The organism is Nocardia acidivorans NBRC 108247 (assembly GCF_001625085.1).
Taxonomy (GTDB): Bacteria; Actinomycetota; Actinomycetes; order Mycobacteriales; family Mycobacteriaceae; genus Nocardia; species Nocardia acidivorans.
Genome location: NZ_BDAW01000083.1, coordinates 1 through 26028 on the forward strand (window position 1 = coordinate 1; position 26028 = coordinate 26028).

Genomic DNA, 26028 nt, shown 5'->3' on the forward strand with positions numbered 1-26028 from the left:
TCGCCCGCGCCGCGGGCATTGCCGCCCGTGCGGGCCTTGGCCATGCGGGACTGGCTGCCGCGACGAGCGCCGCCGCGGCGGGCGGGCTGATCATCGCGGTCATCGGCGCGCGGGGCGTCGGGGCTGGGCATGACCAGCGGGGCGACCGCGCCGACCAGGGCGGTGACCTGGGACGAATTGGCCGTCACCTGTTGGGGTTTGGTGTCGATGCCCGCCTTGCGGAGCAGGAAGGCGACATCCTTGCGCTGCTCGGGGAGCACGACCGTGACCACATCGCCGGAGCTGCCGGCGCGGGCGGTGCGGCCCGAACGGTGCAGGTAAGCCTTGTGTTCGGCGGGCGGATCGACGTGTACGACCAGCTCGACGTCGTCGACGTGCACGCCGCGGGCGGCGACATCGGTGGCGACCAGGACGCGAGCGGTGCCCGCCGAGAAGGCGGCCAGGTTGCGGTCGCGGGCCGCCTGCGAGAGGTTGCCGTGCAGATCGGTGGCGGGAATGCCCGCGGCGGTCAGCTGCTTGGCGAGGCGGCGCGCGTGATGCTTGGTGCGCATGAACAGGATTCGGCGACCCGAACCCGAGGCCAGGGCGTCGACCAGATCGCGCTTGGCGTCCGCGCCCCTGACCTCGAACACATGGTGGGTCATATCCGGAACCGGCGAATGCGCCTCGTCCACGCTGTGCGACAACGGATTCCGCATGAACCGCTTCACCAGCTTGTCCACCCCGTTGTCCAGGGTCGCGGAGAACAGCAGCCGCTGCCCATCGGCGGGGGTGGCCGCGAGAATCCGCGTCACGCCGGGCAGGAAGCCCAGATCCGCCATATGGTCGGCCTCGTCCAGCACGGTGATCCGCACCGAATCCAGCGCCACCAGACGCTGTTTCATCAAATCCTCGAGCCGCCCGGGGCACGCGACCACGATGTCCACACCCGCCTTGAGCGCCTTGGCCTGCCGATTCTGCGGCACGCCACCGAAAATGGTGGTCACCCGCAGCCCGCAGGCCCGAACCATGGGCTCGAGCGCGGTGGCGATCTGGGTGGCGAGCTCACGCGTCGGCGCGAGAATCAAACCGGTGGGCTGTCCGGGGCGGCGGGTACCGCCACCGGCGGCCAGCCGCTCGACCATGGGCACGGAGAAGGCGAGGGTCTTACCGCTCCCGGTCCGTCCGCGAGCGAGCACATCGCGCCCGGCGATCACATCGGTGAGGGTGGCGGCCTGAATGGGCATGGGCGCGGTGATGCCGCTCGCCGCGAGGGCGTCGACCAAGGCCTTGCGCACGCCGAATTCGGCGAAGGACGCGGTGGGATTCGCTGAGGAAGAAGTCATAAAGGTTCCTGGTGCCTTTCGAGCATCGGGGTGAATCGCAGGGTCGTGCCGGACTGTTTGTCCGCACTTGTTGACCTCGCTGCGTGGCCGACGCGAAGAAAAGACATCCACGACGGAGAAGAGTATGCAAGATCGCGCTACTCAACGGTTACAACCATAGCCCAATGCGCAAGCTTCCCGGTCACCACCCGCCTGTGATGTCCGTTGCTACCGGTCGGACCACATCCCGATCGTGGCCAGCAACCATCCGACAACCACATCCTGCGGTGCATCGATCAGATACTGATATACCACGTCGGCGACCTCATTGATGAACGTCATCGCCCTGTCTGCCCGTCGGTGCCAGCCCGCCCTCGTGCCCCCGAAATCGCGAGTACGGATCGGTCTGTTACCTCCGGGCAACCGGGTGCTCCGGGTGGCGAATCCGGGCGAGGGTCGCCCTCGCCGCGGGTGATGGCAGTCATCGCACCGCTCCGCTGTGGGATTCGATGCCTGGTTCGGATCCCACCGATACGGGCCTCAATGCGTGAGCGTGACCTTCGCCAGACCCGTCGGGTGGTCGGCGTCGATCCCCAATTCCCGTGCCACGGCCAGGGCGAGTTGCTGGCCGCGAATGGTAGCCAGGACGCACTCGCCGAGATGGCCGAGGGCGGGCCAGGTGATCGGGGCCTCGGTCGCGGTGCCCGCCAGCACGGTCGGGGCATAGCGGGCGGCGAGTGGTGCGCGCAGTTCGAGGGTGTCGGAATCGGCCGGACCGGAACCCGCCAGCAGCACGGCGGGCGCACCCGGCCCGGTGACCGCGATCGGGCCGTGCCGGAAATCGGCGCTGGAGAAGCCGTGCGCCATGATGCCCGTTGTCTCCTGAAGTTTGAGCGCGGTCTCCAACGCGGCCGGATAGCAGGCGCTGCGGCCGACCACGGCCACGCGATCGACGGTGGCTATGAGTTCGGCGGCGTTGTCGGCGGACGCGGTATCGGCGAGCAGATCGGCTGCGGCCGCGGGCAATTCGGCGGCCTCGCGCCGGGTCATCCCGCCGGGACCGAGACCGGAGGCGATGGCGAGAACGGCCAGCATCTGACCGGTGACGGTTTTGGTCGCGGGCACCGCGCGCTCGGGACCGGCTTCCAGGGCGACCGTGTAGTGTGCGGCCCGCGCGAGCGCGGAGTCCGGATCATTGGTCACCGCCACGACTTTCGCGCCCGCCGCCGCATAACGGCGGGTGAGGTCCACGATCTCGGGCGTGCGCCCGGACTGCGACAGCGCGATCAGCAGCCAACCCCGGAACCCGATGGGCTCGCGACCGTAGACCGTGGCCACACTCGGCGCGACCAGACAGGTGGGCAGCCCGGTCTGCAATTCCACCGCGTAGCGCCCGAGCAGTGCGGCATTGTCCGAGGAACCGCGCGCCAGGAACGCGACGCCGACCGGACCATTCGACGGGCGCACCGACCCGGCGGCGATCTCCTCGACGCGCCCTTCGGTCTGCGCGCTCGTCTCGCCCGGCGCGTCGGTGAACAGCGCCGCGACGGCCGCGCCGATCGAGGTGTAGCGGTCGGCGAGCGCGGCGAGCACGCGCGGCTGATCGCGCATCTCTGCTTCCATCAGGCGGCCGAGCCGGGTGGGGTTCATCGAGGTCCTCCGGTGGTGGTCAATCGAATTGGGGGAGTGCTGGTATCGATATCGAGGGCGAGGGTCACCGCACCGTGCAGCGAGGCGTCCTCGGGAAAGTGCGCGGCCCGGAATTCGGGGGCGAAGGCGGTCGCGGAGGCGACCAGGTCGGTGAGCGCCGGAAGAATCACCTCGGCGGCGGCCATCATCCCGCCCCCGATCACAATGCGCGCCGGATCGACGAAGACCGCGAGATTGGCCAGCGCGGTGGCCAGGATCTCCAGACTCCGCCGCACGAATTCGCGAGCGGCCGGATCGGTGCGCCGGAAAAGCTCTGCGCTGCTGACGGATTCACCGAGTCGCGCCGAGGCCCGCTGTCCGAGCCCGCGCCCGGCCACCAGCTCCTCGAGCGGGGCGTGCCCGGCGGCGACCGCGCCGACCGGCGAACTCCCGGGATTCATGTACCCGATCTCCCCGGCGGCCTGATGGGCTCCGGAGATCACCTGCCCGCCCACGATCAGCGCGGCGGCGATCCCGGTCCCGAGGCTGACATAGATCCCGGTGTCGATCCCGCGCAACGCCCCGAAGCGCAGTTCCGCCAGGGCCGCGGCCCTCACATCATTGGCGACCCGCACCGCGGGCACGCCGAATTCGCTTGCGAGCCGGGCCGACAGCGCCAGCCGCTCCCAACCGGGCAGATTGGGGGTCAACTGGATGCCGTCGGCCCGGATGATCCCGGGCGCGACCGCCGCCCATCCGATGACGGGCAGGCCATGCCCCTCACGCGCGGTCTGCTCGAGTCGTCGCACGGTGGCGGCGGTGCGTCCCAGGATGTGGTCGGGGCCGAGGTCGGTCCGGGTGTCGAGGCGTTCCCGGAGCAGGATGGTGCCGCGCGCGTCGGCGAGGGCGATATCGGTCTTGGTTCCGCCGAAATCGACGCCCACTACGGCGAATTCGCTGGCTGCGTGCGGCATTGACGATCCTCGGTACGGTCGGGCCGGGCCGCCGCGAAGGTGGCGGCCCGGCGGGGTGATCAGTCGGCGACGGGCGCGGCCGGTGCGGCGGCTTCGGCGAGTTCCGGGTGCAGGTACTCCTCCCGAATCTCCTTGGGGCCGAACGGCCATACGCGCTCGGCGCGCGCCCAGATCAGGAAGGCGATGACGCCCAATCCGACCCAGGCGATGGACCATTCGATGGGATGCACACCCGGATTGGACTGGTCGGCGTAGCCGTAGATGACCAGCCAGCCGACCGCGGCCACGATGGCGGGCAGCGGATACAGGAACATCTTGTAGGGGCGCACGAGATCCGGTTGCCGCCTGCGCAGGACGACGACCGCGGCGATCTGCGCGAGCGCCTGCACGATCACCATGACCGTGGTGAGCAGCGAGATCAGCACCGTCAGCGGCGGATGCGCGGCCGAGGTCCCGATATGGCGGGCCAGCAGGAATCCGCCCGCGGTGACCACGCCCATGGCGACCAGTCCGAGCACCGGGAATTGATGTTTGGGATGCAGGCGGCCGAAGGCCCGGAAGAACACCCGATCGTGCGCGGCGTCGAACGGCACGCGTGAGCCGCCCAGCAGTCCGGTGAAGACCGAGGCGAAGGCCGTGATCAGGATGAGCCCGGTCACGACCTGCGCCGCACCCTTGCCCATGGTCGTCTCCAGCACCGCCGAGGCGACCGACCGCGATGCCACATTGTCCGGGTCGAGCATGTCCTTCCAATTGGTCACGCCCAGTACGCCGATCTGCATGAGCAGGTAGATGCTCATGACGCCGAGGATGGCGAAGATGATCGAGCGCGGCAGCACCCGACCGGGCTCCTTCAGCTCACCGCCGAGGTACGCGGAGGTGTTGTAGCCCAGGTAGTCGTAGATGCCGATGGTCAGACCGGAGGCGAAGCCCAGCCAGAAGGTGTTGCTGCCCAGGTCGATCGCGTTATCGGGCCAGTCGAAGGCCATGCTCGCGTGGAAGTGCGTGAACGAGGCCAGGATGACCGCGGCCACCGCGAGGATCATGACCGACCACATGACGACGGTGATCCGGCCGATGCTGTCCACCCGCCGCCACAGCAGCACGAGCACCAGCGCCACCACCGCCACGCCGACGATATCGCCCTGCGTATCGGTCATGGAGGGCCACAGATAGGTCAGGTACTGCACCAGTCCCTGCACACCCGTGGACATGATCAGGGGAATGAAAAGCATTGCGGTCCAGACGAACAAGAAAGGCATGAGCCGTCCGGACCGGTACTGGAACGCCTGTTTGAGATAGACGTAGGTGCCGCCGGCGCCGGGCATGGCCGCGCCGAGTTCGGCCCAGACCAGGCCGTCGACGAGGGCGAGGACCGCGCCCGCGAGGAAGCCGATGACGGCGTGCGGGCCGCCGAACGCGGCGACCATGAGCGGAATGGTGACGAATGGGCCGATGCCGACCATCTGGCTCATATTGATGGCGGTGGCCTGGAAGAGGCCGATTCTTCGAGGGAGTTGGACGGGACCGGACATGGGGCTTCCTCCGGTGGGAGCAGAGCGGGTGAGTGGTTTAGTAAAGTTAAATTCCTTTACTATTGGCGTCAAGAGTTCGTCAGGATTCGTTTGCCTAGAGTTGATCGGACGACACGAGCAGGAAACGGAAGGCGATGGAAGAAGTCCCCTGGAATCGGCAACGCCTGCGCAGCAATAACGAGTGGTTGCTGCTCGAACAGCTGCGCCAGGCGGGCCCGGCGAGCCGCGCCCAACTCGCCAGGGACACCGGGCTTTCCAAGCCGACCGTGTCCAGTGCCCTCGCCACGCTGCTGCGCAACGGCCTGGTTCGGGAGATGGGCACGGTCGCGCCCGAGCGCGGGCGCACCGCCGTGCTGTATGAACCCGATCCGACCGCCGGATATGTGCTCGGCCTCGATATCGGCCGAGCCAACCTGCGCGCGGCCGTCGCCGATCTCTCCGGAAAAGTGCTGGCCCGCATCGATATAGCGAACCGGGCGCGCACCGCGTCCGCCGTCGCCGATATCGCCGTGCGGGCCGCCGAGCAGGTGTGCGAAACCGCAGGGGTCACCGCCGATCAGGTCATTCACGCGACGCTGGGCAGTCCGGGGGTCTTCGACCCGCAGGACGGGCGCATGCACTTCGCGGTGAACCTGCCCGGCTGGGGACGGGCCGGACTGCTCGACACCATTCGCGCGCGACTGGGCGGGCCGGAACTCACCGTGCACAATGACGCGAATCTGGCGGCGCTGGGCGAGTACGTCTTCGGTGCGGGCCGGGGCAGCCGACTGTTCGTCTACGTACTGATCGGTACCGGGCTCGGCGTCGGAATCGTCTCCCAGGGTGAGCTTTTCACCGGTGCGCACGGTGCGGCGGGTGAGGTCGGCTTCCTGCCGACCACCTTCGGCGCACCGGAGATCGAGCCACCGCGCCGGGGTGCGCTGGAAGAGGCGGTATCGGCCGAAGCCGTTGTCAAAGCCGCACGGGCACAGGGTATGACCGGGCGGCTCACCGCCAAGCGGGTCTTCGACGAGGCCCGCGCGGGACATCCCATCGCCGCGAATGTCGTTCGCCAGGAAGGGGAACGGGTCGCCCTCGTGGTCGCCGCGGTCACCGCCGTCCTGGATCCGGATGTCATCGCCCTGGGCGGCGGTCTCGGGCACAGCGCCGATCTGTACCTCGACGAGATACGGGCCGCGCTGCAACGCTCCACGCCGCTGCGCCCGCAGGTGGCCTCGAGCGAATTGGGCGATGACGCGGTCCTGCACGGGGCGATCGCGACCGCACTGCGGATCGCCCGTCCGCAGGTTTTCGATCGCCGAGTCCAGGATTGAGAGCGGGGCGGGCAGCGAATTCGGCGTCGCCGGTGCGCTGACCTCGCGTATGCCGCAACGGTGGGGCCGGTCGGGCTGCCGAGTCGGCGAATTTTCCCAGCCGCGACGATTTTCGCGCGGCCGGGGAGTCCTAGTTGTCGAGGGTGTTCTGTGCGAGCGCCCAGCCGACCGGTCCTAGGAGTGCCGTATGGGTTCGACAGCCACAGTCACGGTGGAGCAGGAGCTCGAACTGTTGCGCAGGCCGCTGCTCGCCTACTGCTATCGCATGCTCGGCTCGGTCACCGAGGCCGAGGACGCGGTCCAGGAGGCCATGGTGCGCGGCTGGCGCTCTGCCGAGGGGGTGCGTGACCGGGAAGGGTTGCGGCCGTGGATGTATCGCATCGCCACCAATGTGTGCATCGACGCCCTCAATGATCGCAAGCGGCGGGCACTGCCCATGGACTTGGCGGCGGCGAGCGATCCGCACGGCGAGATGGGACCCGCACTCCCGGAATCGACCTGGGTGCAACCGTTTCCGACCGGCGCGGTGGCCGACCCCTCCGAGCACGCGGTATCGACCGAATCGGTGCGGCTGGCCTTCATCGCCGCGCTGCAATATCTGCTACCCCGTCAGCGCGCGGTGCTGATCCTGCGAGATGTGCTGTGCTGGAAGGCCGCCGAGGTCGCCGACCTGCTCGATACCAGCGTCGACGCGGTGAACAGCGCACTGCGCCGGGCCCGGGCCGTGCTCGCGCGGGCGCGGGCGCAGGCCCCCGCCGCCGAGCCCGTCGACCACGCGCTGCTCGACGACTACGTTTCGGCGTTCCAGCGCTTCGATATCGACGGCATAGTCGCGCTGCTGCACCGCGACGCCGTGATCGCCATGCCGCCGCACGCCTTCTGGCTGCGCGGGCGCGAGCGGTTCGGCACCTGGCTGCGGGTCTCGGATGTGGGCTGTCTCGACAAGCGCATGCTGCGCACCGAGGCCAACGACTGCCCGGCCGTGGCGATCTATCAGCAGTCCGGTGGCAAGTACGCGGCCGCCGCCATCCAGGTGCTCATCGCACGCGAGGGCCGCATCGCGGAGCTGCACACCTTCCTGGAGCCCGCACTCTTCCCGCATTTCGGCCTACCCCTCGAAATACCGGCCTAGCGACGAGTTTTCGCGGCGGCGCCGGTTGTTCGGAGCATGGTCAACGACACAATCGCACCGTCGAGAACGGATCGGGCGCCGCGGCGACTGGTGCCCGCCGCGATTCTCGCCCTCATGTGCGGAGCACAGTTCATCGTCACCCTCGATATCGCCATCGTGAATGTCGCACTGCCCTCCATTCGCAATGATCTCGGGCTCGCGCCGAGTGATCTGCAATGGGTCGTCATCACCTACGGGCTCATGCTCGGCGGGCTGCTGCTGCTCGGCGGACGGGCGGCCGATCTGCTGGGGCGGCGTCGCATGCTGCTACTCGGGCTCGGACTGTTCGCCACGGCCTCGCTCACCGCGGGACTCTCCGATTCCTTTGCCCAGCTGGTGCTTTCCCGGGCGGTGCAGGGTGCCGGCGCGGCCCTGACCGCACCGGCCGCCCTGTCCATTCTGGTCTGGACCTTCCCCGAGGGCGCGGCGCGCACCAAGGCGCTGGGTATATTCGGGGCGGCGAGCGGAAGCGCCGCCTCGGTCGGGGTGGTGGTCAGCGGTGCGCTCACCGACGGACCGGGCTGGGCCTGGATTTTCTTCATCAATGTGCCGATTGTGCTGGTGCTGCTGGCACTGGTGACGAAATACGTTCCCCCGGACGGGATCATCCATCGGGGGCCGGCCGATATCGCCGGTGCGATCACCGTGACCGGCGGGCTCATGGCCATCGTCTACGGCATCGACAAGAGCGTGGAACACGGTTGGACCGCATCGTCCACGCTCGGATTCCTGATCGGCGGCGGTGCCGCACTGGCCGTTTTCGTGCTGATCGAATACCGCGCGGCGGAGCCGCTGATCCCCTCGAGCATGTTTCGGCGACCGGCTCTCAATGCCGCGAACCTGACGGCCGCAATGGTTTTCGCGAGCTTCTTCGCCACCATTTTCGAGGCTTCCCTGCTCATGCAGCAGGGGCTCGGATACTCACCGCTGCGCACCGGCGTGGCCTACCTGGCCATCGCCGCGACCGCGCTGGTCATGGCGGGCGGTGTGGCCCCGATCGTGCTGGCCAAAGTCGGTGCGGGCTGGACACTGGTGCTCGGAGAGAGCTGTGCCGCAGCGGGATTGGTCTGGCTGGCCCGCGTCCCCGTGCACGCCCACTACTGGACCGACCTGTTTCCGGGATTCGTCGGCCTCGGTATCGGGGTGGGACTGTCGCTGGTCGCGGTGCAGGTGGCCGCGTTCATCGGTATTCCGGAGTCGGTCAGCGGATTGGCGGGCGGCATGGTCGAGACCGCGCGGGAAATCGGTGGGGCGCTCGGCACCGCCATAGTCGCCTCGGTGGCCCTGGCGGTCTCGGGAACGGTTGTCGGCGTGCCGGATCCGGCCGCGCTCACCGATGGCTTCCGCCGCGGATCACTGGTCGCCGCCGGGTTCGCCATCGTCGCGGTGATCACCGCGCTCACCGTGGTCCGGCGGGCGGAGCGATCGGCGGCCCGAACCGCCGCGATGCTCGTCGAGGCTCACTAGATTGGCGGCACACACAAGAGCGCCGCGGGCTCATCAGCCCGCGGCGCTCGCTTCTTGCCTCGAGTCGTTCGATATTGCGTTGTTCAGGGGCCGGTGTTGACGGGTAATGAGATGACCAGGTCCTGTTCGCGGCCGGGCAGATAGTGCACGCGGACCACCCGTCCGATCTGCACCTGCGAGACCTGGGTAGGAGGGAGGAACTTCTCCGTCCGGGCCTCGAAGGTGCTGCCGTCGGGGCGGGTCACGATGAGCGTGAGATCCAGCCGCGGGTGACCGTCGCGGATCTCGCCGGGCACCGACAGCGCACTCACCACCGCCTGGGCCGCAATGCCGTTGCGGGCGATATCGAGCTTGGCCTGGGTGGTGACGCCCTTGCGAATCATGGCCTGGTTCATGGCATTCTGCGCCGCCGAGGTATCGCCGGACAGGTCCACCTCCACGCGGTCGGTGCACTCGGGCAGATAACGGACCGGCAGCACCACCCCGGGGCGCAGCAGCGCCAGCTCGGTGAGCGGGACGATCATCTTGGCGTAGGCAGGGAAGGCCTTGCCGTCCGCGCCCTCGACCCGGAAGTCGATGCGCACCTGCGGCTGATCATTGAGCGAAACCCCGGTATTGCGTACCGATTCCACGGTGCCCAGACCCATCAGACCATCGCGGAATTCGGAGCTGTTATTGCCGGTCAGCGCCGACATGACGCTGTCGCCGGTGAAGGCGAAGGCCATCGGGAGCACGGTCAGGGCGATGATCGGCAGGCTCATCTGCCAGCCCAACCAGGGCAGGAAATCGTCGGAGGTGAGGCCGTGCCACAGGTAGTAGCCGGTCCCCAGGATCGAGAAAACGACTGTGGCGGTGCGGATCTGGTGCTTCATGGTGTCCCTCGAATTGGAAATATGTTGGGGCGGAGGTTATTTCCCGCTCATGCCCGGCGCGGCATGAGCGGGGGAAGGGCATCCGTGCGCCGCCTGGATCGGATCAGGAACCGACGATGCTCGTGCAGGCGAACACGATCTCGAACTTCGCGTTCTTGGCTCCGGCCATCGGATTGGACATATCCGGTGCGCCGACGCCCTCACCGGTGACGGTGTAGGTATTGCCGTTCTTGACGACCTTGGCGGAGCCGCCGGGGACGCCGTTGCCGTAGCCGACCGCGTAGGGCATGCCGTTGCCGCCGCCCTTGGATCCGGCGATGCCGACCGCCTGTACGGTGTCGTCACCGGTCACCGTGGCGCTCACACTGAGTCGGTCGTAGGTGGCGTTGCCGGTATCGGTGAGTGCCAGCGCCACGGTGCCGCCCTGCTTGGCGCAGGTGGTGTCGAACTTGGCGTCCAGGGCCTTACCGTCGACCGAGGCGCTGGACTTTCCGCCGGTGGGGGCGGCGGTGCCGGGAGCGGCCGAGGCCGCCGAGGTGGCGGAGTTGGCGGCGGGGGAGCCGGAGCCATTGTCACTGCATCCGGTGACGACCATGGCGGCGGCCGCGGCGGCGGCGAAGGCGGCGGTCAGGCGAATCGACTTGGTGTTCATGGTGTTTCCCAGTTCTTCTCGGTTCGGCTCGCGTTCGGGCCGATGAGAGAACGGTAGGAAGCGGTACCCGCCCTACCGATCCCAACTTTTGCCGCGCGAATTTCGGACAAACTCCGCTAACCTGGGCGAATGCGACGACCGCGGGCCATGGTGCTGGATGAGGCCTGGCACCGCCTCGACGCCGTCGAAGCCCTGAGCGGACCGCACGGCGGGCCGCTGCGCCGCACCGTGAAGCTGATTCTGGATCCACTGGTCATTCGACCCGTTCAATTTCCGGAATGCGCCGGATCGATCCTGAGCGCGGACGGCGCGGTGCTGCTGACCGCGCGCGTCAATGCCGCCGCCGATGTGCTGCGCGCCACCGCCGCCTGGTTCACACTGCTCAAACAGGTGCGGCGGGCGCTGCGCATCACCGACGGCAATGCCCAGGACCTCTATTTCCAGCGCTGTTTCGAACTCGCGACCGTGTCCGGCATGCCGGATGCGGTGCGTGATCGCGGTGCGGCGGAAGACGCGCTGCTGGAGATCCACAATCTGACCGCGGGCCGGACCACCCAGGCGCTCAAGGACTATCTGGCCGATCCGGTGCGTGCCGCCGAATTGACCGAACTGATCGGCACCGCCTGGCGTCGCCGCCCCCTCACCACCACCCCCGACCACGCCCCGGTGCTGGCGGACCTCCTCGATGCCTGCGCCGCGGGCCGACTGGGCGAATCCGGCCCCGAGATCGACGTCGACGATCTGACGGCAGCCTCCATCGGAACCCACCACGGGATTCGACTCTGGTTCCTCGAGACCGACCAGGACGAGCAGGACGGACCGGAACTCCCGACCGCACAACGGCTCGGCTTGACCGTGCACCCGCTACCGCCGCCGCCGCGCGTGGGAGAGTCGGCGTCCAAAGCGAGCCTGGGACTGCCTTTCGACCGGACCATTCACGAACGGGTGTTCACTGTTTTGCAGGCGGCCAGCGAGCGCGCGAATCTGCCGCCGATTCCGGAGTTGGTGGACGCGGAGATCGCACGCTCCTGCGCACCCTGGGCGCTACTGGACGAATCACTGCGCGTGACAGCGGCGGCGGGTGCGCAACTGGCAGTCCAGTTGCGCCCGATCATCAACGCGCACAATGGTATTGGTGACGTGGTGGCGGGTAACGGTCATCGATCGCACGGCACCGCCGCGGATACCTCTCCGGCGGCCGCGCGGGTGATCAACAACCGCTGGCAGCGTGAGGCGTACGTGCTACAGGCGCGGCGCATGATGGTGCGGGATGAGCCACTCCCGGTGGATCTCCCGGGGTTCGCGGGCACCCTCGGCGCGGGCGTATCCGAACCGGCGGGCGAACCGGCCGCGATCGGGCCGCTCGGGCTCATCGCCGCGGATCTGCGGGTGCCGTGGCGGCCGTATCTGCGACGGTTGTGGGCGCGGGTGCACGGGCGCGATGTGCGTGAGCTGCCGGTGTACGAACTCGACGAGCTGTGGGACCTACTCGACGGGGTGGCGCGTTCGGTGATGCTGGATCATCGGATGCGGGTCAAGAAGGCCCTGGCGGCGACCGCGATGGCGGCCGAACTCGATGAGATGGAATCGAGGGCGGGATGAACGAGACGGGATTGCTCATTCGGCGGCTCGGTGACGGGCTGCGCGGGATCACCCCGCCCGGGGCGGCGACCGTACTGGACGCCACGCCACGGCTGGACGTGATGGTGCTCGAGGTCGCGGGCGGTCACCTGACCTGGAATGTGCTGGCCGGACAGTCGATTCCGGCGGCCGTCATCGACGATGTGGAGCTCGCTCAGGAATGGGTCTGGGCCATCTACGGCGAACACATCGCCCTGGCCCTGGACGCGGTGCGCACGCCGACCACCCTGCCCGGCATCGACGGGCAGCGGCGATCGGACGGCACACCCGCGCCCGGTGGCGACGGGGCGCGCGGCTCCGGCTCTGCCGCCTCGCGCGGCATTGACGGGGAGCGGCACGAAGAGACCGCGGCAACGCGCGGCGGCGATACGGAATGGCACGGCGCGGCCGTGCCCGCATTGCCCGCGCTCGCGGTGAGTGCGTGGCGGCTCGCGTACGCGCACTGGGCTTCTCGGTGGTGGCCCGCATCGGCGCTGGACGGGATCGCGGCGCTTGATCAACGGCTGTTGGATCAGGACATCGCGGCGCTGACCGAGGAGTGTGAATCGCTGCTGGACGGTGCGGACGCGATCGTGCCCGCGGTGGAAGCCGTGGTCGAAAGTCGGCCGCGCGCTTCGGATTACGCTCTCGCCGCAGGTGACGAGGTCGAGGGTGGGCTGGTGCTCGGGCGTGGGGTCGGCGGCTGGGATTGGCGGTGCTGCCCGCCCGGTCTGGTCGACGCCTCCGAGCATGCGGTGTCCTGGCGGGTGATTCGGGATAACGGGGTCTCCACCGTCTCCGTCTCCGCCGTGGCGGCCCCCGGTGTGCCCACCGAACTGCCCGAACACCTTCATCCCTGGGCGCGCATTGCCACCGGAGGTGAGGCGCGGGACACCCCACTGCGGTCGACCGGCGATGTTTGGATCGGTGAAACAGCCTTTGCCACAACGGGTTCAGCTGTACGAGTGGATATCTACCTACCGGGCTTCGGTATCGCACCGGATCTGGATACGCTCGCGCCCGTCGGCTCGATCGGGGCAGGGCGAGAGGTCCCCATCCCGGATTCGCCGCCGCATGCGCTCGTGGACGCCGATCAGCTCGAACTGCGCGGGAAGATACGAGAGTTCGCCACCGCGCGACTCCGTCGCGCCGCCGTATCCGGCGATGACTGGACCGCACCGTCCGAGGGCAACTCCGCGACCCTCGCAGGTGGCAACGCTTCGCCCCTGTCCGGCGAGAGCGCTGCCGCCGCCCCGCTGCGCGCCGAAATCGCCGCTGCCGCTGACGATTCGGACTTCTGACGTGGTCGCCACCACGGGGGGTGGGACACCGGGGGAATCGGCGGTGCTGCGTGCCGGAGCGGAGGCCATGGCGCGCGGTGAGCTGGGGGAGGCGCTGCGCATATTCGAGGAGGCCGCGGTCACCGAGACCGGGGATATTCGGGTGTGCGCGTTGGTGAACGCGGCCGGCGTCATCGATCAACTGGGCGATCACGCGCTGGCGGTGGAGCGATTTCGCGAGGCCCTGGCGCGGATGGGGCCGGATGCGCCGCGAATGCGGCCGACGGCGCTGATCAATCTGTCGCAGGCGCTGCAATTGCTGGGCGATCTGGACGGCGCGCAGGCGGCATTGGAACAGGCGCGGGAGTTGCTCTCGGGGGAATCCGCACCGCTCGAACTGCGGTACGCCTGCCTGGTTTCGCTGACGGCGGTGGCCCTGCATCGGCAGCAATGGGCGCGCAGTATCGAGATCGCCGGTGAATCACTCGATGCCGCCGCCCGTTTCGCGCCCGATCAGGTCGGGCATTCGCTGATGAACCTGGCCGCCGCGCATTTCGAGACCGGTCGATGGGAGCTGGCGGAGGACTTCGCCGGGCAGGCGCTGTCCGCCTTCGCCGCCGCGGGAGACGGGGACGGCGTCGCCGAGACCCGGCAGAATCTCGCCGTAATGCTCACCCGCTCGGGGCGATTCGACGAGGCGGAGCCCTTGCTCACCACCGCTCAGGACTACTTCGAGACCTCCGGTCATTCCCACCGCGCCGGAATCGGCTGGAAGGTCATGGGATTGATCGCCGAACATCGCGAACAACCCGCTACGGCAGAGGTGCATTACCGCCGCGCGCTACAGCGCTTCGAGGAATCGGGCATGATCGTGGACGCCGCCGATGTGCGCGTGCGCCTGGCCACGGTGGCGTTCAATACGGGCCGGTACACCGACGGTGAAACCGAATTGCGAACCGCCCGAGCGATTTACGCCGAGCATGGGCTGGGATTGCACTGCGCCCAGGTTGACTACTGGCATGCCGGTCTGGTGGAACCGCTGCTGGAAGCGAACCCCGGAATGCTCGCCCGGGCGGTGGACCTGGCCGTTCCGGCGGCGCTGGCGCTGGATGCGGTGCGCTACGAACTACCCGATGGCGCGCAGCGCGAAACCTGGAACCGGCGAATAGCGGATCCGGCCATGCGCCTGGCCTTCCGGTACGCCTATCTGGCGGGTGATGCCGGACTGCTGGCGGATCTCGTCGAAAGCGCCTGCGCCGGAACAACACTCGATATCGACCGGTTGGCGAGGCAAACTGCCCGGGTGTCCCTGGACGCCCTCGAACCGCTCGAACCGCTGCCCACGAATCCGGGCCCCCTGAACGACGCCCTGCAACTGGGCACTGCCCTGGCCGCGGTGGCCGCCCGCGCGGGTCTGCCCGTCGCCCTGCCGCCCCGGGTCGCCGTCGCTCCCGACGGTCATATCGCGCTGGCCGCCGGAATCGCCGCCGCCGAACAACGCTATGGCCGTCCGCTGCGCGATAACCGCGTGGTGCGCTCATGAACGCTCCCGCACGAGGTCGAGGGCAGAACCCGGAGGTGTCGTGGTGAGCGGTGCGCAGCCCACGGTATACGTTCGCATGGCCGATGCGGGCGAGCTGTTCGTCTCGTGGCGGTGGGAGAACGACGGCGGGACAGCGGGAGTCAGCGCCATCCCCGAGGAGCAGGTCGCCGCGGCGGTGCGCCGGTTCGTGGTCGCACTGCCCGCGGCCGGTGCGGCCGGCGGACTCGAATCAGCGCTGACCACGGGTGAATTGGCCACGCTCGAATCGGAAGAGAAACTGGCGCAATACCTGTCGGCGACCTTTCTGCCCTATCAGCTGGCGGTCCGGCTGTACGAACTGCACACACAGGGGGTGCGCCCGCGCATGCGGATCCAGCCCTCGCCCCGGGTGGCGCAGCTTCCCTGGGAATTGATCGCCCCGGACACCGGTGTGCGACTGGTGGATATCGCCGAGGTCAGCCTGCTCGCACCACCGGGAATCGTGCACGCACCCGCACGCGTCGGCCGATCCTGGATGGACACAAAGGATTTGCCGGTCGTGGCAGTCCTGGATCCGCGCGTTCCGGGATTCCGCGCGGACTCCGCGCTCGGCTCGGTGCTCGGGCGGATGGAGGAGACCGCCCCACTGGCCGGTCTGGTCGCCGACTACACGGCGCGAGATCGGCTGGTGCCCAGGGTGACCGACCCGCTCACCGCCTTCCGGCGCACCGATATCGACCGCGCCTGGCTCGGGGAAGCCCTGCGTGCGGGCGCGGCCCGGCTCCTCTACATCGGCCACGTCACCGCCGCCGCCCCCGAATCCGGCCAGAGCGAGTCGGCCACAATGCATTTGGCCTGCACCGCCGACACGCTGGGCTTCGCCCCGGCTCAGCGCGACCATCGCCCGCTTTCCGCCCGCGATCTGCTGCTGGGCACCTACACCCTCGCGCGGGACCCGCGCACCGGCCCGCAGCTGTGGCCCATTCCCAGCCGGGTGGCCCTCATCGCCTGCGAGAGCGGCGGCGACCTGCGCTTCGGCGAGGCCCTCGGCCTGGTGGCCGCAATGCTCACCGGCGGAGCCGAATTGGTCACCGCGGGCCGCTGGGCGCTCCCCACCGACCTGGCCTTCCAGCGCCTCGGCGGCGCGCCCGCCACCAGCCGCCCGCTGCAAGAGGCCGTCTGCGCCATCGACGCCGCCCACGAACAGCCCGATCCGGTTGCCGCACTCAATGATTGGCAGCGCACCCGCCTGGGAGTCTGGCGCGAAACCGGCAGCATCGAGCACTCCCCACTCGTCTGGGCCGCCTTTGCCACGGTCGACGCACACCTCTGCTGAATCGCCGGGCGCGTCGACGGGGGTGGAGGCGCGAACTCAGCCCGTCATCCCGGCACGCTCCGGCCGGGCTCCATTGAAAGATGTTGGGCGATAACTCGTGTGGATCCCCCCAAAAAGGCATGCGGGTATGGGGAGGTGGCATGCCTGGGTGGCGAGGTGGCGTGCCAGGGTGGCATGCCGGGATGGCGAGGGCACGCCGGGGTGGCGAGGTGGCGTGACGGGGTGGCGTGGCGGGGTGACGGGGTGGTACGCCGGGACGGCCAGGGGAGGGGACGGTGGTTTGCGTACCGGCCTCAGTGGTGGGTGGTTCGGGCCAGGATGAAGTCGTCGACCAGGCGGGTGATGTCGGTTCGGGTGAAGGTGCGCAGGCCGGTGAGTTTGGTGAAGACGATGGGGCCGATCAGCTGGGCCAGGGCGAGGGTTATGTCCAACTCGCCCAGTTCCTCTCGCACCTCGGGGGTGTCCAGAAGGCGATCGAAGGGCTGACGGTACTGCTCGATCACCCGGGCCTGCAGACTCGTGAAGGTGCGGGAGGTCATATCCTTCGACTCCGGGTTGCCCATGGCTATCCAGGCCAGGGTGGTCAACTGTAGTGGGGCCTCGTCGATCAGCGCGGATTGCCGGACGATCAACTCCACCAGGCGGTCCCGGAGCGTTCCGGTCTCCGGCGGCGGTGACACCTGAGGCACCAGGCGCTCGAAGGTGGCCGCCAACAGGTCCGCGGAGCTGTCGAAGTGCCGGTACAGCGTCGTGCGCGCGACCTTGGACAGCGTGGTCACCGCATCGATGGTGACCGCCTGCACCCCACCCGTTTTCAGCAGGGTGGTGGCCGCGTCCAGCAGCCGGGCGCGCGAGCGCAGTTTGCGGGGATCGATATCGTCCCGGCCCGAATTCGCTGCTGGCACCGGACTGTTCCTTTCTTACGCTACCGGTAGTACCGTAGCGCTACCGCCAGTATCGTTTCTCGGGGAGTTCCCATGGTATCCACCGCTCAGGGCACAGCCGTCGGCACCAGATTGTCACGTGCCCAGCGCTGGATGCTCACGGTCTCCTGTCTGTGCGTCGCCCTGGTGGTCGCCGCCATGGCCGCGCTGTACTCCGCCCTGCCCGGTATCGCCGCCGAAACCGGCGTCACCCAACAGCAGTTGACCTGGGTCGTCGACGGATACACCCTGGCCCTGGCCTGTCTGGTGTTGCCCGCCGGCGCGCTCGGCGACCGGCTCGGCCGGCGCGTGGTGCTGATCATCGGAATGGCCGTGTTCACAGTGGCTTCCGCGCTGCCGCTGCTCTTCGACGGCCCGCTGTGGTTGATCGGCGCGCGTGCCGCGGCCGGTGCGGGCGCGGCCTTCGTCATGCCCTCGACGCTCTCGCTGCTCACCGCCGGATTCCCGGAGGAGCAGCGGGGCCGGGCCGTGGGCATCTGGGCCGGGGTGGCGGGATCCGGTGGGGCACTGGGGATCATCGGCTCGGGCATCCTGTTGCGATGGCTGTCCTGGCAGTCGGTGTTCGTGGCCATGACCGTCGTCGGCGCGGTCCTGCTCATCGCCGGATTCACCGTCTCGGAGTCGGTCGACGCCGAGCGCCCGCCCCTGGACCCGTGGGGTTCGCTGAGCGTGGTCTGCGCCGTCGCCGCGATTGTCGTTGCCGCCATGGAGGTTCCGAGTCGCGGCTGGCTGGATTCGCTCGTACTGGGTCTGCTCGCGGGCGGTCTGCTCACCGCGCTGGTCTTCGTCCTGGTCGAATTGCGGGTTCCGCATCCGCTGCTGGATGTCCGGCTCTTCGCCGATCGCGGATTCGCCAGCGGCACACTCTCACTCACCGTCCAGTTCCTGGTCTCCTTCGGCCTGTTCATGCTGATCGTGCAGTACCTGCAACTCATCCTCGGCTATTCGCCGCTGGGTTCGTCCCTGGCGCTGGGGCCGATGGTCGTTCCGCTGGTGCTGGTTTCGCTCTTCGCGCCCCGGCTGGCCGAGCGGTTCGGCCTGCGCCTGGTGAGTCTGGTGGGGCTGACCATGGTCGGCATCGGCCTGCTTGTCACCGCCCGGTTGCAACTCGACAGCGGGTACTGGGGTGTGCTCTGGTCACTGCTCATCATGAGCACCGGTATGGGCCTGTGCACCGCCCCCGCGACCGCCGCGATCGTCGCGGGCACGCCGGTGGCGAAACACGGTGTGGCGGCGGCGGTGAACGATGCCGCCCGGGAGATCGGCGCGGCCCTCGGCATCGCGGTAGCGGGCAGTGTGCTCGCCGCCGGGTACGCCCACCGCATCGCCCCCGCCCTGCCGAAATTGCCCGAATCGGCGCGCGGTCCGGTGGGAGATTCGCTCGCCGCGGCCCTCCAGGTCGCCGAACGCGGCGGCCCCGCCGCGAAACCCCTGGCCGACTTCGCCAGAGCGGCTTTCCTGCACGGGTTTCAGCAGGCCGGGATGGCGCTCGGCGGCGCCGCACTGGTCTCGGCGGTGTTCATAGCCGCCTTCGCACCGGGCCGCGACTCCCAGCCGATTGCCAGCTGACTCCGATGGACCTGTGAGGAATGAGTCGTTCGATAGGTGGATGACCCGTACCGCAGTAGCAGCCCGCATTGCCGCGATAAGCATCTTCGCCGCCGTACCCCTTGCCGCCCTGGCCATTCCGGCCACCGCCGACGCGAATATCTCCGACCCCGCCGATACCGCCCAACCCTGGCAGCATCACGGTGACCGGAATCATCACGGCGATCGGCATCACCACCATCACGGCAACTGGGACAACGACAACTGGCCCGCCCTGCCGCCGCTGCCCCCGGGCACCGGCTCGTTCGGCGGCTGATCGCCGATCTGCCCGGCCGAGCCCCTCCCGACCCGCGGGAGGGGCTCGTTTCTCATTGCGGGCGGCCGCAATTGGAGCAGAAGGCGGTCCCCGCCTGGATCTGATGCCCGCATCCGGTGCAGTGGGTGCGCAGATCCAGCGCGGTACCGCAGGACCCGCAGAACCGCCCGCCGGTGGTGGTCGCCGCGCAGGTCGGGCAGGTCACCCGAGTCGGCACCGACATATCCTGATTCTGCGTCCAGTTCTGCTGATTGGCCGCATCGCGATACTGCGATCCGCGCGCCTGCGCCTGTGCCTGCGCCAGCTGATGCGCGGCCATCGGCGAACAGCGCGTGCACTGTCCGACGTGATCGTTCCAGCAGATCCGGGCACAGACCCAGGAGCCGCAGCCGCCGCAGAGCCGGAAGTCGTCCTTGACCAGGTCCACGGCCTTGGCGAACGCCTTGTCCTTGGTCGCCGAAGCCGAACCGCCACTCCAGGTATTGGAGAAATCGTCGGCGGCATTGGAGACCTTGTAGATCGTCTTGGAGTAGTCGCCGAACAGATCGCGCAGCACCCGCAGCACACCGCGCCCGCGCGACAGATAGTTCTGTTCGAACGGCGATCGGTAGGCGGTGCTACAGCGGCCGCAATGGAACTCCCACTGGAAGCCGTTGTCATTGGAGTTGTCGGAATAGGAGCTGGTGAAAACGACCGGTGCGGTCATGGCGCGAGTGATTCCTTTGCAGCTCAGCGAGGTACGAACGTACGCGACCGGACCCCCCGGACCACGTGTCGTCAGGTTCATATCGTATGACGCGCGAGCTCCGCAACAGCAGGGACGAATGCGGACAGCGCCCGCGCCCCGAGAAGCTCCGCCCCAGGAAGTCGGGGGTCACGAATCGATAACGGACCGGTCGTCCGGCCGATGTGTCCGACGGGACTTCGGGAGAGGCGGATGGCATGTTTCGAATGGTGACAGCCGGTGTGGCGGCGGTGATTACGGCGAGTTTGCTGCTGGTCGGTGCGCCCGGTGCGCAGGCGAGGTCCACGCAGCGGCACTGCGAGGTGAGCAGCGGGCGCGTCCCGCAGACCGCGAATCCGGAAGAGGTGGGCCTGGATTCGGCCGCCCTGCGACGCGCCGTCGACTTCGCCGCCGATCCGTCGCGCTTCACCGTGCAGATCTTCCGGAACAACTGTCTGGTGGCGGGCGGGCCGAACAATCAGCGCGCGGGCGCGATGCCGTGGAATCTGTGGAGCAGCACCAAGAGTGTGGTGTCGCTGGTGGCGGGTGCGGCGGTGGATGCCGGACTGCTGCGCATCGATGCGCCGATCGACGCCTATCTGCCCGCCGGACTGGGCGATTCGGCGCACCGGGCGATCACCGTGCGCAGCCTGCTCACCGAGACCTCCGGGATGCAGGTGGCCGTGGCCTCGGAGGGCGTCACCGGACTGGTCCAGCTGGACCCGAATGTGGTGGCACAGGCGCTGGCCATGCCCATCGTGCACCCGCAGGGCACGCAGTGGCAGTACAGTCAGCGCGCGGTCGATCTGCTGGTGTATGTGGTGCAACAGGCGGTGGGGGAGGACTTCCAGGCATTCGCGCAACGGAAACTGTTCACGCCCTTGGGGATTGAGCGCACCGACTATCACTGGGCGCGCGATCGCAGTCGGAACACCTACGGATACGCGCACCTGGTGTTGCCGCCGGATGACTTCGTCAAGCTCGGGCTGCTGGTCGCCAACCGCGGCGATTGGCATGGCACACAGGTGATCTCGGCCGACTATCTGACCCAGGCGACCACCTCGACCGCCGCGAACGACTGCTATGGCTTCCTGTTCGTGGTGAACGGTCCCGACTGCGGCTCCATCTTTCCGGGCATGCCCGCCGATGCCGTGCAGATGTCGGGAATGATGCGGCAGGACAATACGATCGTGCCGAGTCTGGGCCTGCTGGTCAGCTGGACCGGGGTGACCGTGCCCGGCGGTTCGGTGAGCTTTCCGCATGATGTGCTGCGCGCCTTGACTTTCGCCTTCCGCGATCCGATCCTGGCCGATCCGGGACCGTACCAGGATCATCCGGATATCAGCCTGGCCGATCCGATGATCTCCAATCCGGCGGCCACCCTGGCCGCGCTCGGGCTCGGGCCGATGGCGTATCCGGGCTGCGGGTTGCTGACCTGCCTGGACAAACCCCTCGCACCGCCGGTCTCGGATTGGCCGCCGGGGTGCTACATCGTCGGCTGCTTCGGAACCGGCCCGGGGACCCCTGGAATTCGATAGGGGTCGCCGCGGGTGACTCGCCGATCACATCGGGCTGGCGAGGTACCCCCGGAGGGTATATGGTCGGGGCATGGAGCATCAGGGACATGCCACGCACGGGGACCTGGATCACGCCGAGCACGAGGCCATGACCGCCGGTCACGAAGGTATGGATCACGCCGCCATGGATCACGGCGGGCACGGCGGACATGCCGGGCACGCGGGCATGTCCATGGATGATATGGCCCGTGACATGCGCAATCGCTTCCTGGTGGCGCTGGTCTTCTCGCTGCTGGTGATGTTCTGGTCGCCCATGGCCGAGGACATGTTCGGCCTGCATCTGCCCGTCCCGTTCGGCCTGCGCCAGGACATCTGGGCGCTCATCCTGAGCCTGCCGGTGATCTTCTACTCCTCGACCATCTTCTTCACCGGAGCGGTCGCGGCCCTGAAGGCCCGCACCCTCGACATGATGGTGCTGGTCGCCGTCGGCATCGGCGCGGGCTGGCTGTACTCGCTCGCCATCACCCTCACCGGCGGCGGCGAGGTGTTCTACGAGGCGTCGACCATGCTCGCCACCTTCGTCCTGCTCGGGCACTGGTTCGAGATGCGGGCGCGCGGCGGGGCCAATGACGCCATTCGCGCACTGCTCGATCTCGCGCCGCCGCGGGCCGTGGTCATCCGTGACGGTCGGGAAGTCGAAATCCCCACCGCCGAAGTCATTGTCGGCGATGTGCTGCTGGTGCGCCCCGGTGCGAAGATCGCCGTCGACGGTGAGGTCGTCGAAGGTGAGAGCGAAGTCGACGAATCCATGGTCACCGGTGAGAGCCTGCCGGTGCACAAGGAATCCGGTGCCGCCGTCATCGGCGCGACCCTGAACAAGAACGGCGTGCTGCGCGTACGGGCCACCAAGGTCGGCTCCGACACCGCGCTCGCGCAGATCGTGAATCTCGTTCAGGAGGCCCAGAATTCGAAGGCCCCCGGCCAGAAGTTGGCCGACCGCGCGGCCTTCTGGCTGGTCTTGGTCGCATTGATCGGCGGCGCACTGACTTTGGTGGTGTGGCTGCTCGCCGGAGCCACCTTCGCCAAGGCCATGCTGTTCGCCATTACGGTCGTGGTCATCACCTGCCCCGACGCGCTGGGTCTGGCCACACCGACCGCCATCATGGTCGGCACCGGCCTCGGCGCGAAACGCGGCGTGCTGTTCAAGAACGCCATGGCCCTGGAGAGCGCCGCGCGTATCCAGACCGTCGTCATGGACAAGACCGGCACCCTCACCAAGGGCGAGCCCGAGGTCACCGAGATCGTCACCGACGGTGTGATCACCGCCGCGGAGCTCATTGCGCTGCTGGCGGCCGTCGAACGCGAATCCGAGCATCCGCTGGCCGAGGCCGTCGTGCGATACGCCGAGGGTCACGGCGCGAATGGTGAACGGGCACAGGACTTCGAGAACATTCCCGGCCACGGAGCCGTCGCGACGGTCGGCGGTCGCCGCGTGGTGGTCGGCAACCGCCGACTGCTCGAGCGCGAAGGAATCGAACTCGGCGATCTGGCCGGCGCGCGCGATCGGGTGGCCGGCGCGGGACAGACCGCGGTGCTGGCCGCGGTGGACGGAAAAGCCGCCGCGGTCATAGGGATTGCCGACGCCGCCCGCGAAACCTCCGCGCGCGCGGTGCGGGACCTGCACGATATGGGCATCGAAGTCGTCATGCTCACCGGTGACAACCAGGCCACCGCGGCGCGCATCGCCGCCGAACTCGGCATCGACACCGTCATCGCCGAAGTCCTGCCCGGTGACAAGGCCGATAAGATCGCCGAATTGCAGTCCACCGGAAAGAAAGTCGCCATGGTGGGCGACGGCGTCAATGACGCCCCGGCCCTGGCGCGGGCGGATCTGGGCATCGCGATCGGCGCGGGTACCGATGTGGCGATCGAAACCGCCGACCTGGTCCTCATGCGGTCCGATCCGCTGGACGTGCCGACCGCCCTGCGCATCGGCCGCGGCACCCTGCGCAAGATGCACCAGAACCTGGCCTGGGCGGTCGGTTACAACACCATCGCCCTGCCCATCGCCGCGGGCGTGTTCGAACCGGCCTTCGGTTTCACCCTCCGCCCGGAGATCGCGGCCCTGTCCATGTCCGGCTCCAGCGTCATCGTCGCGCTGAACGCCCTGTCCCTCAAGCGTTTACGGCTACCTACGCAGCGCTAGAGGTCAGCTGATCTCCACGGCGGGCACCTGCCGGGTCCCGTCGAGGGTCCGCACCGCGCCGCGTGCGAGTCACGCGGAGAGCGTGGGTGTCAGGTAGGTCGCGAGTGTGCGGGCGGTAATGGCGCGGCCGAGGGTGAGCGCCTCGCGGAGCAGCGCCGGATCCCGATTCGTCCGGCCGATGGCGGGTGCGTGCAGCGGCGGGCGGATCTGCAGCACCGCCGGATCGGCCGCGAAATCCTCCTCGTCGCGGTGATGTTGCCGCACTCGGGTGAGCCACGGATCGACGGTGCCGGGCGCGTGCCGAGCCAGATACCGGGCCACCACGCGACTTTCCACGGTCGAGGGCGGGCGCATGATTTCGTCGGCGCGGCGGGTGCGCAACACCAGCACGCGGGTCGCGCCCTGCGCCACAGCGGTTCGGATCGGCACGGATTCGGAGATCCCGGCGTCGACGAAGCGGCGCGCGCCGATGCGCACCGGCCGCCCGGCCAGGATGGGCAGGCAGGTGGAGGCGCGCAGTGCGGCCTGTACCGAAGCGCTGTCGGTCAGTTCGCCGTGCAGATCCACCGCCGCACCGGTATCGGCATCGGTGGCGATGGGATGGAAGGTGACCGGATTGGCGAGGATCGCGGGGAAATCCATCGGGACGATGCGCTCGTAGACGGTGTGCACCAGATATTCGGTATCCACCACGCGCCCGCCGCGCAGTGCCCGCGCCGGTGAGATGACCCGGTTGATCACCTCGGGAGCCCAGGCCCGTTCGGAATCCACGGCCCGCCCGCAGAGCAGCCACGCACCGTTCAAGGCACCCGCGGAGGCCCCGTACACCGCGTCGAAACAGTGCAGGATGCCGAGTTCCTCGATGGCCATGGCCATACCGTGCGAGAACGCGCCGCGCGAGGAACCGCCCTCGATGACCAGCGCCAGCCGGTGCCCGTCGGTGCGTGCCCCGGGCGCGCTGTCGGCACGGTGCCGGTGGGCGATCAGCTCGCCGACGCCGAGGGTGTGGTCCTGTTCGGGCATGGGTCTCCTATCGTGGCCACCGAGTCTAGGTGCCGGACAACAGTGTTCGGAGGGCTCGGGTGACCGCCTGCGAGGCGGCGCGTTGGGAGAGGCCGCGCCGGTCCATGAGCTGGTGGCGGTAGGGCCAGCCGACGGTGGCCTCGATCAGGTCCAGTAGTTCGCGGTCCTGGGTGCCGTCGCGCTCCAGTTCGGGTGCGAAGACGCGGGCCAGACTGGCGCGAATCTTGCTGTCGGTCAGCCGCATTCGCGCATCGATCGCGGGAATCGACTGGGACTCCAGCAATCCGAGCAGGCGGGGATTGCGCTGGTGTGCGAAGACGATCTCACTCTGCTTCACCACCGCGGCGATGCGCTGGTCCAGGGGCAGGTCCGGATCGGTTGCCGCGACCAATGATTCGACCAATTCGGATTGCGCCTCGACGGCCGCTATCCGCAGATCCTCCCGGCCGGGGAAGTGCACGAAAATGCTGCGTTCGGAGATGCCCGCGCGGTCGGCGATGTCCTTGGTGGTGGGAATGAAACTGCCGTCCTTGATGGCGGCCAGCAGGGCGTCCACGATCGCCTTGCGGGTCTGCTCCGGATTGCGCCTGCGGCGGCGCTCCCCGCTCGGGCGCTCTGCGGGTGTCGCGGTGCCGTCACTCATAGCTGCATCCGATCACAGCGCCTCCCGGCCGTAGGTGTGGGGTGGCTGAGATCCTCCAGGCCACTATTGCAGTCTAACTGCAATAGTGGTTAAGATGAGTGTGGGCGGCAACACTGAAGCTATCGGAGATGGCGGTCTCGGGGCCGTGAACGAATCGTTATCCGGAAATTGGCGAACCTGTAGCCAACAGCTGTTTGGCTGGCTCGCGGTGCGCTCGATCGACAGAAGCAGGAGAGCGTCGTGGTCGACGGCAATCGGACAGATGGTGCGGGGAACGAGGAGAACAGAGGTCCCAGGGTTTCCCGGCGCGGCATGCTCGGCGTCGGTGCGGCGGCGCTGGCCGCCGCCGGTGTCGGCGGTGCGCTGAGCGCCTGCGGCCCCTCCGACGAGGTGGACGCCCCGGCCGGTCAGACCGATGCGAGTGATGCCATC

At 68.5% G+C, this 26028-nt stretch carries 21 protein-coding genes; 11 read left to right on the forward strand and 10 right to left on the reverse strand.

Annotated features, from left to right (window positions below):
• From NA10_RS29515 to NA10_RS29530, 4 genes are all read right to left on the reverse strand, one after another.
• A partial coding sequence (locus NA10_RS29515) for a DEAD/DEAH box helicase (protein WP_067573789.1) occupies positions 1-1325 on the reverse strand: 1325 nt, incomplete at its 3' end.
• 519 nt (positions 1326-1844) lie between these two features.
• The gene (locus tag NA10_RS29520; protein ID WP_067573791.1) at positions 1845-2954 is read right to left on the reverse strand and encodes an SIS domain-containing protein; all 1110 of its coding nucleotides are present in this window, start codon (positions 2952-2954) and stop codon (positions 1845-1847) included.
• Entirely contained in the window at positions 2951-3907 is a 957-nt protein-coding gene (locus NA10_RS29525; protein WP_067573793.1) for an ROK family protein, read from the reverse strand. Before NA10_RS29525 ends, NA10_RS29520 begins: the two co-directional genes overlap by 4 nt.
• A gap of 59 nt (positions 3908-3966) precedes the next feature.
• On the reverse strand, positions 3967-5442 hold the full coding sequence (locus tag NA10_RS29530; RefSeq protein ID WP_067573795.1) for an APC family permease: 1476 nt from the start codon (positions 5440-5442) through the stop codon (positions 3967-3969).
• Between the two features lie 134 nt (positions 5443-5576).
• Between NA10_RS29530 and NA10_RS29535 the strand changes: the two genes are divergently transcribed.
• The 3 genes from NA10_RS29535 to NA10_RS29545 all read left to right on the forward strand — a co-directional run bounded on the left by NA10_RS29535 (position 5577) and on the right by NA10_RS29545 (position 9393).
• Positions 5577-6755, forward strand: a complete 1179-nt coding sequence (locus tag NA10_RS29535) for an ROK family transcriptional regulator (RefSeq protein WP_067573797.1) — start codon at positions 5577-5579, stop codon at positions 6753-6755.
• Between the two features lie 187 nt (positions 6756-6942).
• Entirely contained in the window at positions 6943-7887 is a 945-nt protein-coding gene (locus tag NA10_RS29540; RefSeq protein ID WP_067573800.1) for an RNA polymerase subunit sigma-70, read from the forward strand.
• A 36-nt stretch (positions 7888-7923) separates the two neighbouring features.
• Positions 7924-9393, forward strand: coding sequence for an MFS transporter (locus tag NA10_RS29545; RefSeq protein ID WP_067573802.1), 1470 nt, complete (start codon positions 7924-7926; stop codon positions 9391-9393).
• Between the two features lie 83 nt (positions 9394-9476).
• Here the strand turns inward: NA10_RS29545 and NA10_RS29550 are convergent, their stop codons facing one another.
• Together NA10_RS29550 and NA10_RS29555 are read right to left on the reverse strand one after the other, a co-directional pair.
• The gene (locus NA10_RS29550) at positions 9477-10265 is read right to left on the reverse strand and encodes a hypothetical protein (protein ID WP_067573803.1); all 789 of its coding nucleotides are present in this window, start codon (positions 10263-10265) and stop codon (positions 9477-9479) included.
• Between the two features lie 103 nt (positions 10266-10368).
• Entirely contained in the window at positions 10369-10917 is a 549-nt protein-coding gene (locus NA10_RS29555; protein ID WP_067573804.1) for a lipoprotein LpqH, read from the reverse strand.
• A gap of 147 nt (positions 10918-11064) precedes the next feature.
• Here NA10_RS29555 and NA10_RS29560 point away from each other — a divergent pair, with 147 nt between their 5' ends.
• The 4 genes from NA10_RS29560 to NA10_RS29575 all read left to right on the forward strand — a co-directional run bounded on the left by NA10_RS29560 (position 11065) and on the right by NA10_RS29575 (position 16675).
• Positions 11065-12519: a hypothetical protein gene (locus NA10_RS29560; protein ID WP_067573836.1), complete on the forward strand. Its 1455-nt coding sequence runs from the start codon at positions 11065-11067 to the stop codon at positions 12517-12519.
• Entirely contained in the window at positions 12516-13838 is a 1323-nt protein-coding gene (locus tag NA10_RS29565) for an uL10 family ribosomal protein (RefSeq protein WP_067573806.1), read from the forward strand. The genes NA10_RS29560 and NA10_RS29565 overlap by 4 nt, the downstream gene beginning before the upstream one ends.
• 67 nt (positions 13839-13905) lie before the next feature.
• Entirely contained in the window at positions 13906-15360 is a 1455-nt protein-coding gene (locus NA10_RS29570) for a tetratricopeptide repeat protein (protein ID WP_084515442.1), read from the forward strand.
• A 76-nt stretch (positions 15361-15436) separates the two neighbouring features.
• The gene (locus tag NA10_RS29575; RefSeq protein WP_067573841.1) at positions 15437-16675 is read left to right on the forward strand and encodes a hypothetical protein; all 1239 of its coding nucleotides are present in this window, start codon (positions 15437-15439) and stop codon (positions 16673-16675) included.
• 293 nt (positions 16676-16968) lie between these two features.
• On the opposite strand, the gene NA10_RS29580 is transcribed toward NA10_RS29575, so the two are convergent.
• On the reverse strand, positions 16969-17580 hold the full coding sequence (locus tag NA10_RS29580) for a TetR/AcrR family transcriptional regulator (protein ID WP_067573809.1): 612 nt from the start codon (positions 17578-17580) through the stop codon (positions 16969-16971).
• 72 nt (positions 17581-17652) lie between these two features.
• On the opposite strand from NA10_RS29580, the gene NA10_RS29585 reads away from it, so the two are divergent.
• Both NA10_RS29585 and NA10_RS29590 read left to right on the forward strand, forming a co-directional pair.
• Complete coding sequence (locus NA10_RS29585; RefSeq protein WP_067573810.1) at positions 17653-19188, forward strand: MFS transporter; 1536 nt, start codon at positions 17653-17655, stop codon at positions 19186-19188.
• A 40-nt stretch (positions 19189-19228) separates the two neighbouring features.
• Positions 19229-19483 carry a hypothetical protein gene (locus NA10_RS29590; RefSeq protein WP_067573812.1) on the forward strand — a complete coding sequence of 85 codons (255 nt, stop codon included), beginning with the start codon at positions 19229-19231 and terminating at the stop codon, positions 19481-19483.
• A 52-nt stretch (positions 19484-19535) separates the two neighbouring features.
• Here NA10_RS29590 and NA10_RS29595 read toward each other — a convergent pair whose 3' ends face one another.
• Complete coding sequence (locus NA10_RS29595) at positions 19536-20189, reverse strand: zinc ribbon domain-containing protein (protein ID WP_067573814.1); 654 nt, start codon at positions 20187-20189, stop codon at positions 19536-19538.
• A gap of 245 nt (positions 20190-20434) precedes the next feature.
• Between NA10_RS29595 and NA10_RS29600 the strand changes: the two genes are divergently transcribed.
• Both NA10_RS29600 and NA10_RS29605 read left to right on the forward strand, forming a co-directional pair.
• Entirely contained in the window at positions 20435-21745 is a 1311-nt protein-coding gene (locus NA10_RS29600; RefSeq protein ID WP_084515426.1) for a serine hydrolase domain-containing protein, read from the forward strand.
• A gap of 70 nt (positions 21746-21815) precedes the next feature.
• Positions 21816-23930, forward strand: a complete 2115-nt coding sequence (locus NA10_RS29605) for a copper-translocating P-type ATPase (protein WP_373862450.1) — start codon at positions 21816-21818, stop codon at positions 23928-23930.
• Positions 23931-23999: 69 nt separating this feature from the next.
• Here NA10_RS29605 and NA10_RS29610 read toward each other — a convergent pair whose 3' ends face one another.
• Positions 24000-24953 carry a patatin-like phospholipase family protein gene (locus tag NA10_RS29610; protein WP_067573818.1) on the reverse strand — a complete coding sequence of 318 codons (954 nt, stop codon included), beginning with the start codon at positions 24951-24953 and terminating at the stop codon, positions 24000-24002.
• 25 nt (positions 24954-24978) lie between these two features.
• Positions 24979-25596, reverse strand: coding sequence for a TetR/AcrR family transcriptional regulator (locus tag NA10_RS29615; RefSeq protein WP_067573820.1), 618 nt, complete (start codon positions 25594-25596; stop codon positions 24979-24981).
• Positions 25597-26028: the final 432 nt, after the last annotated feature.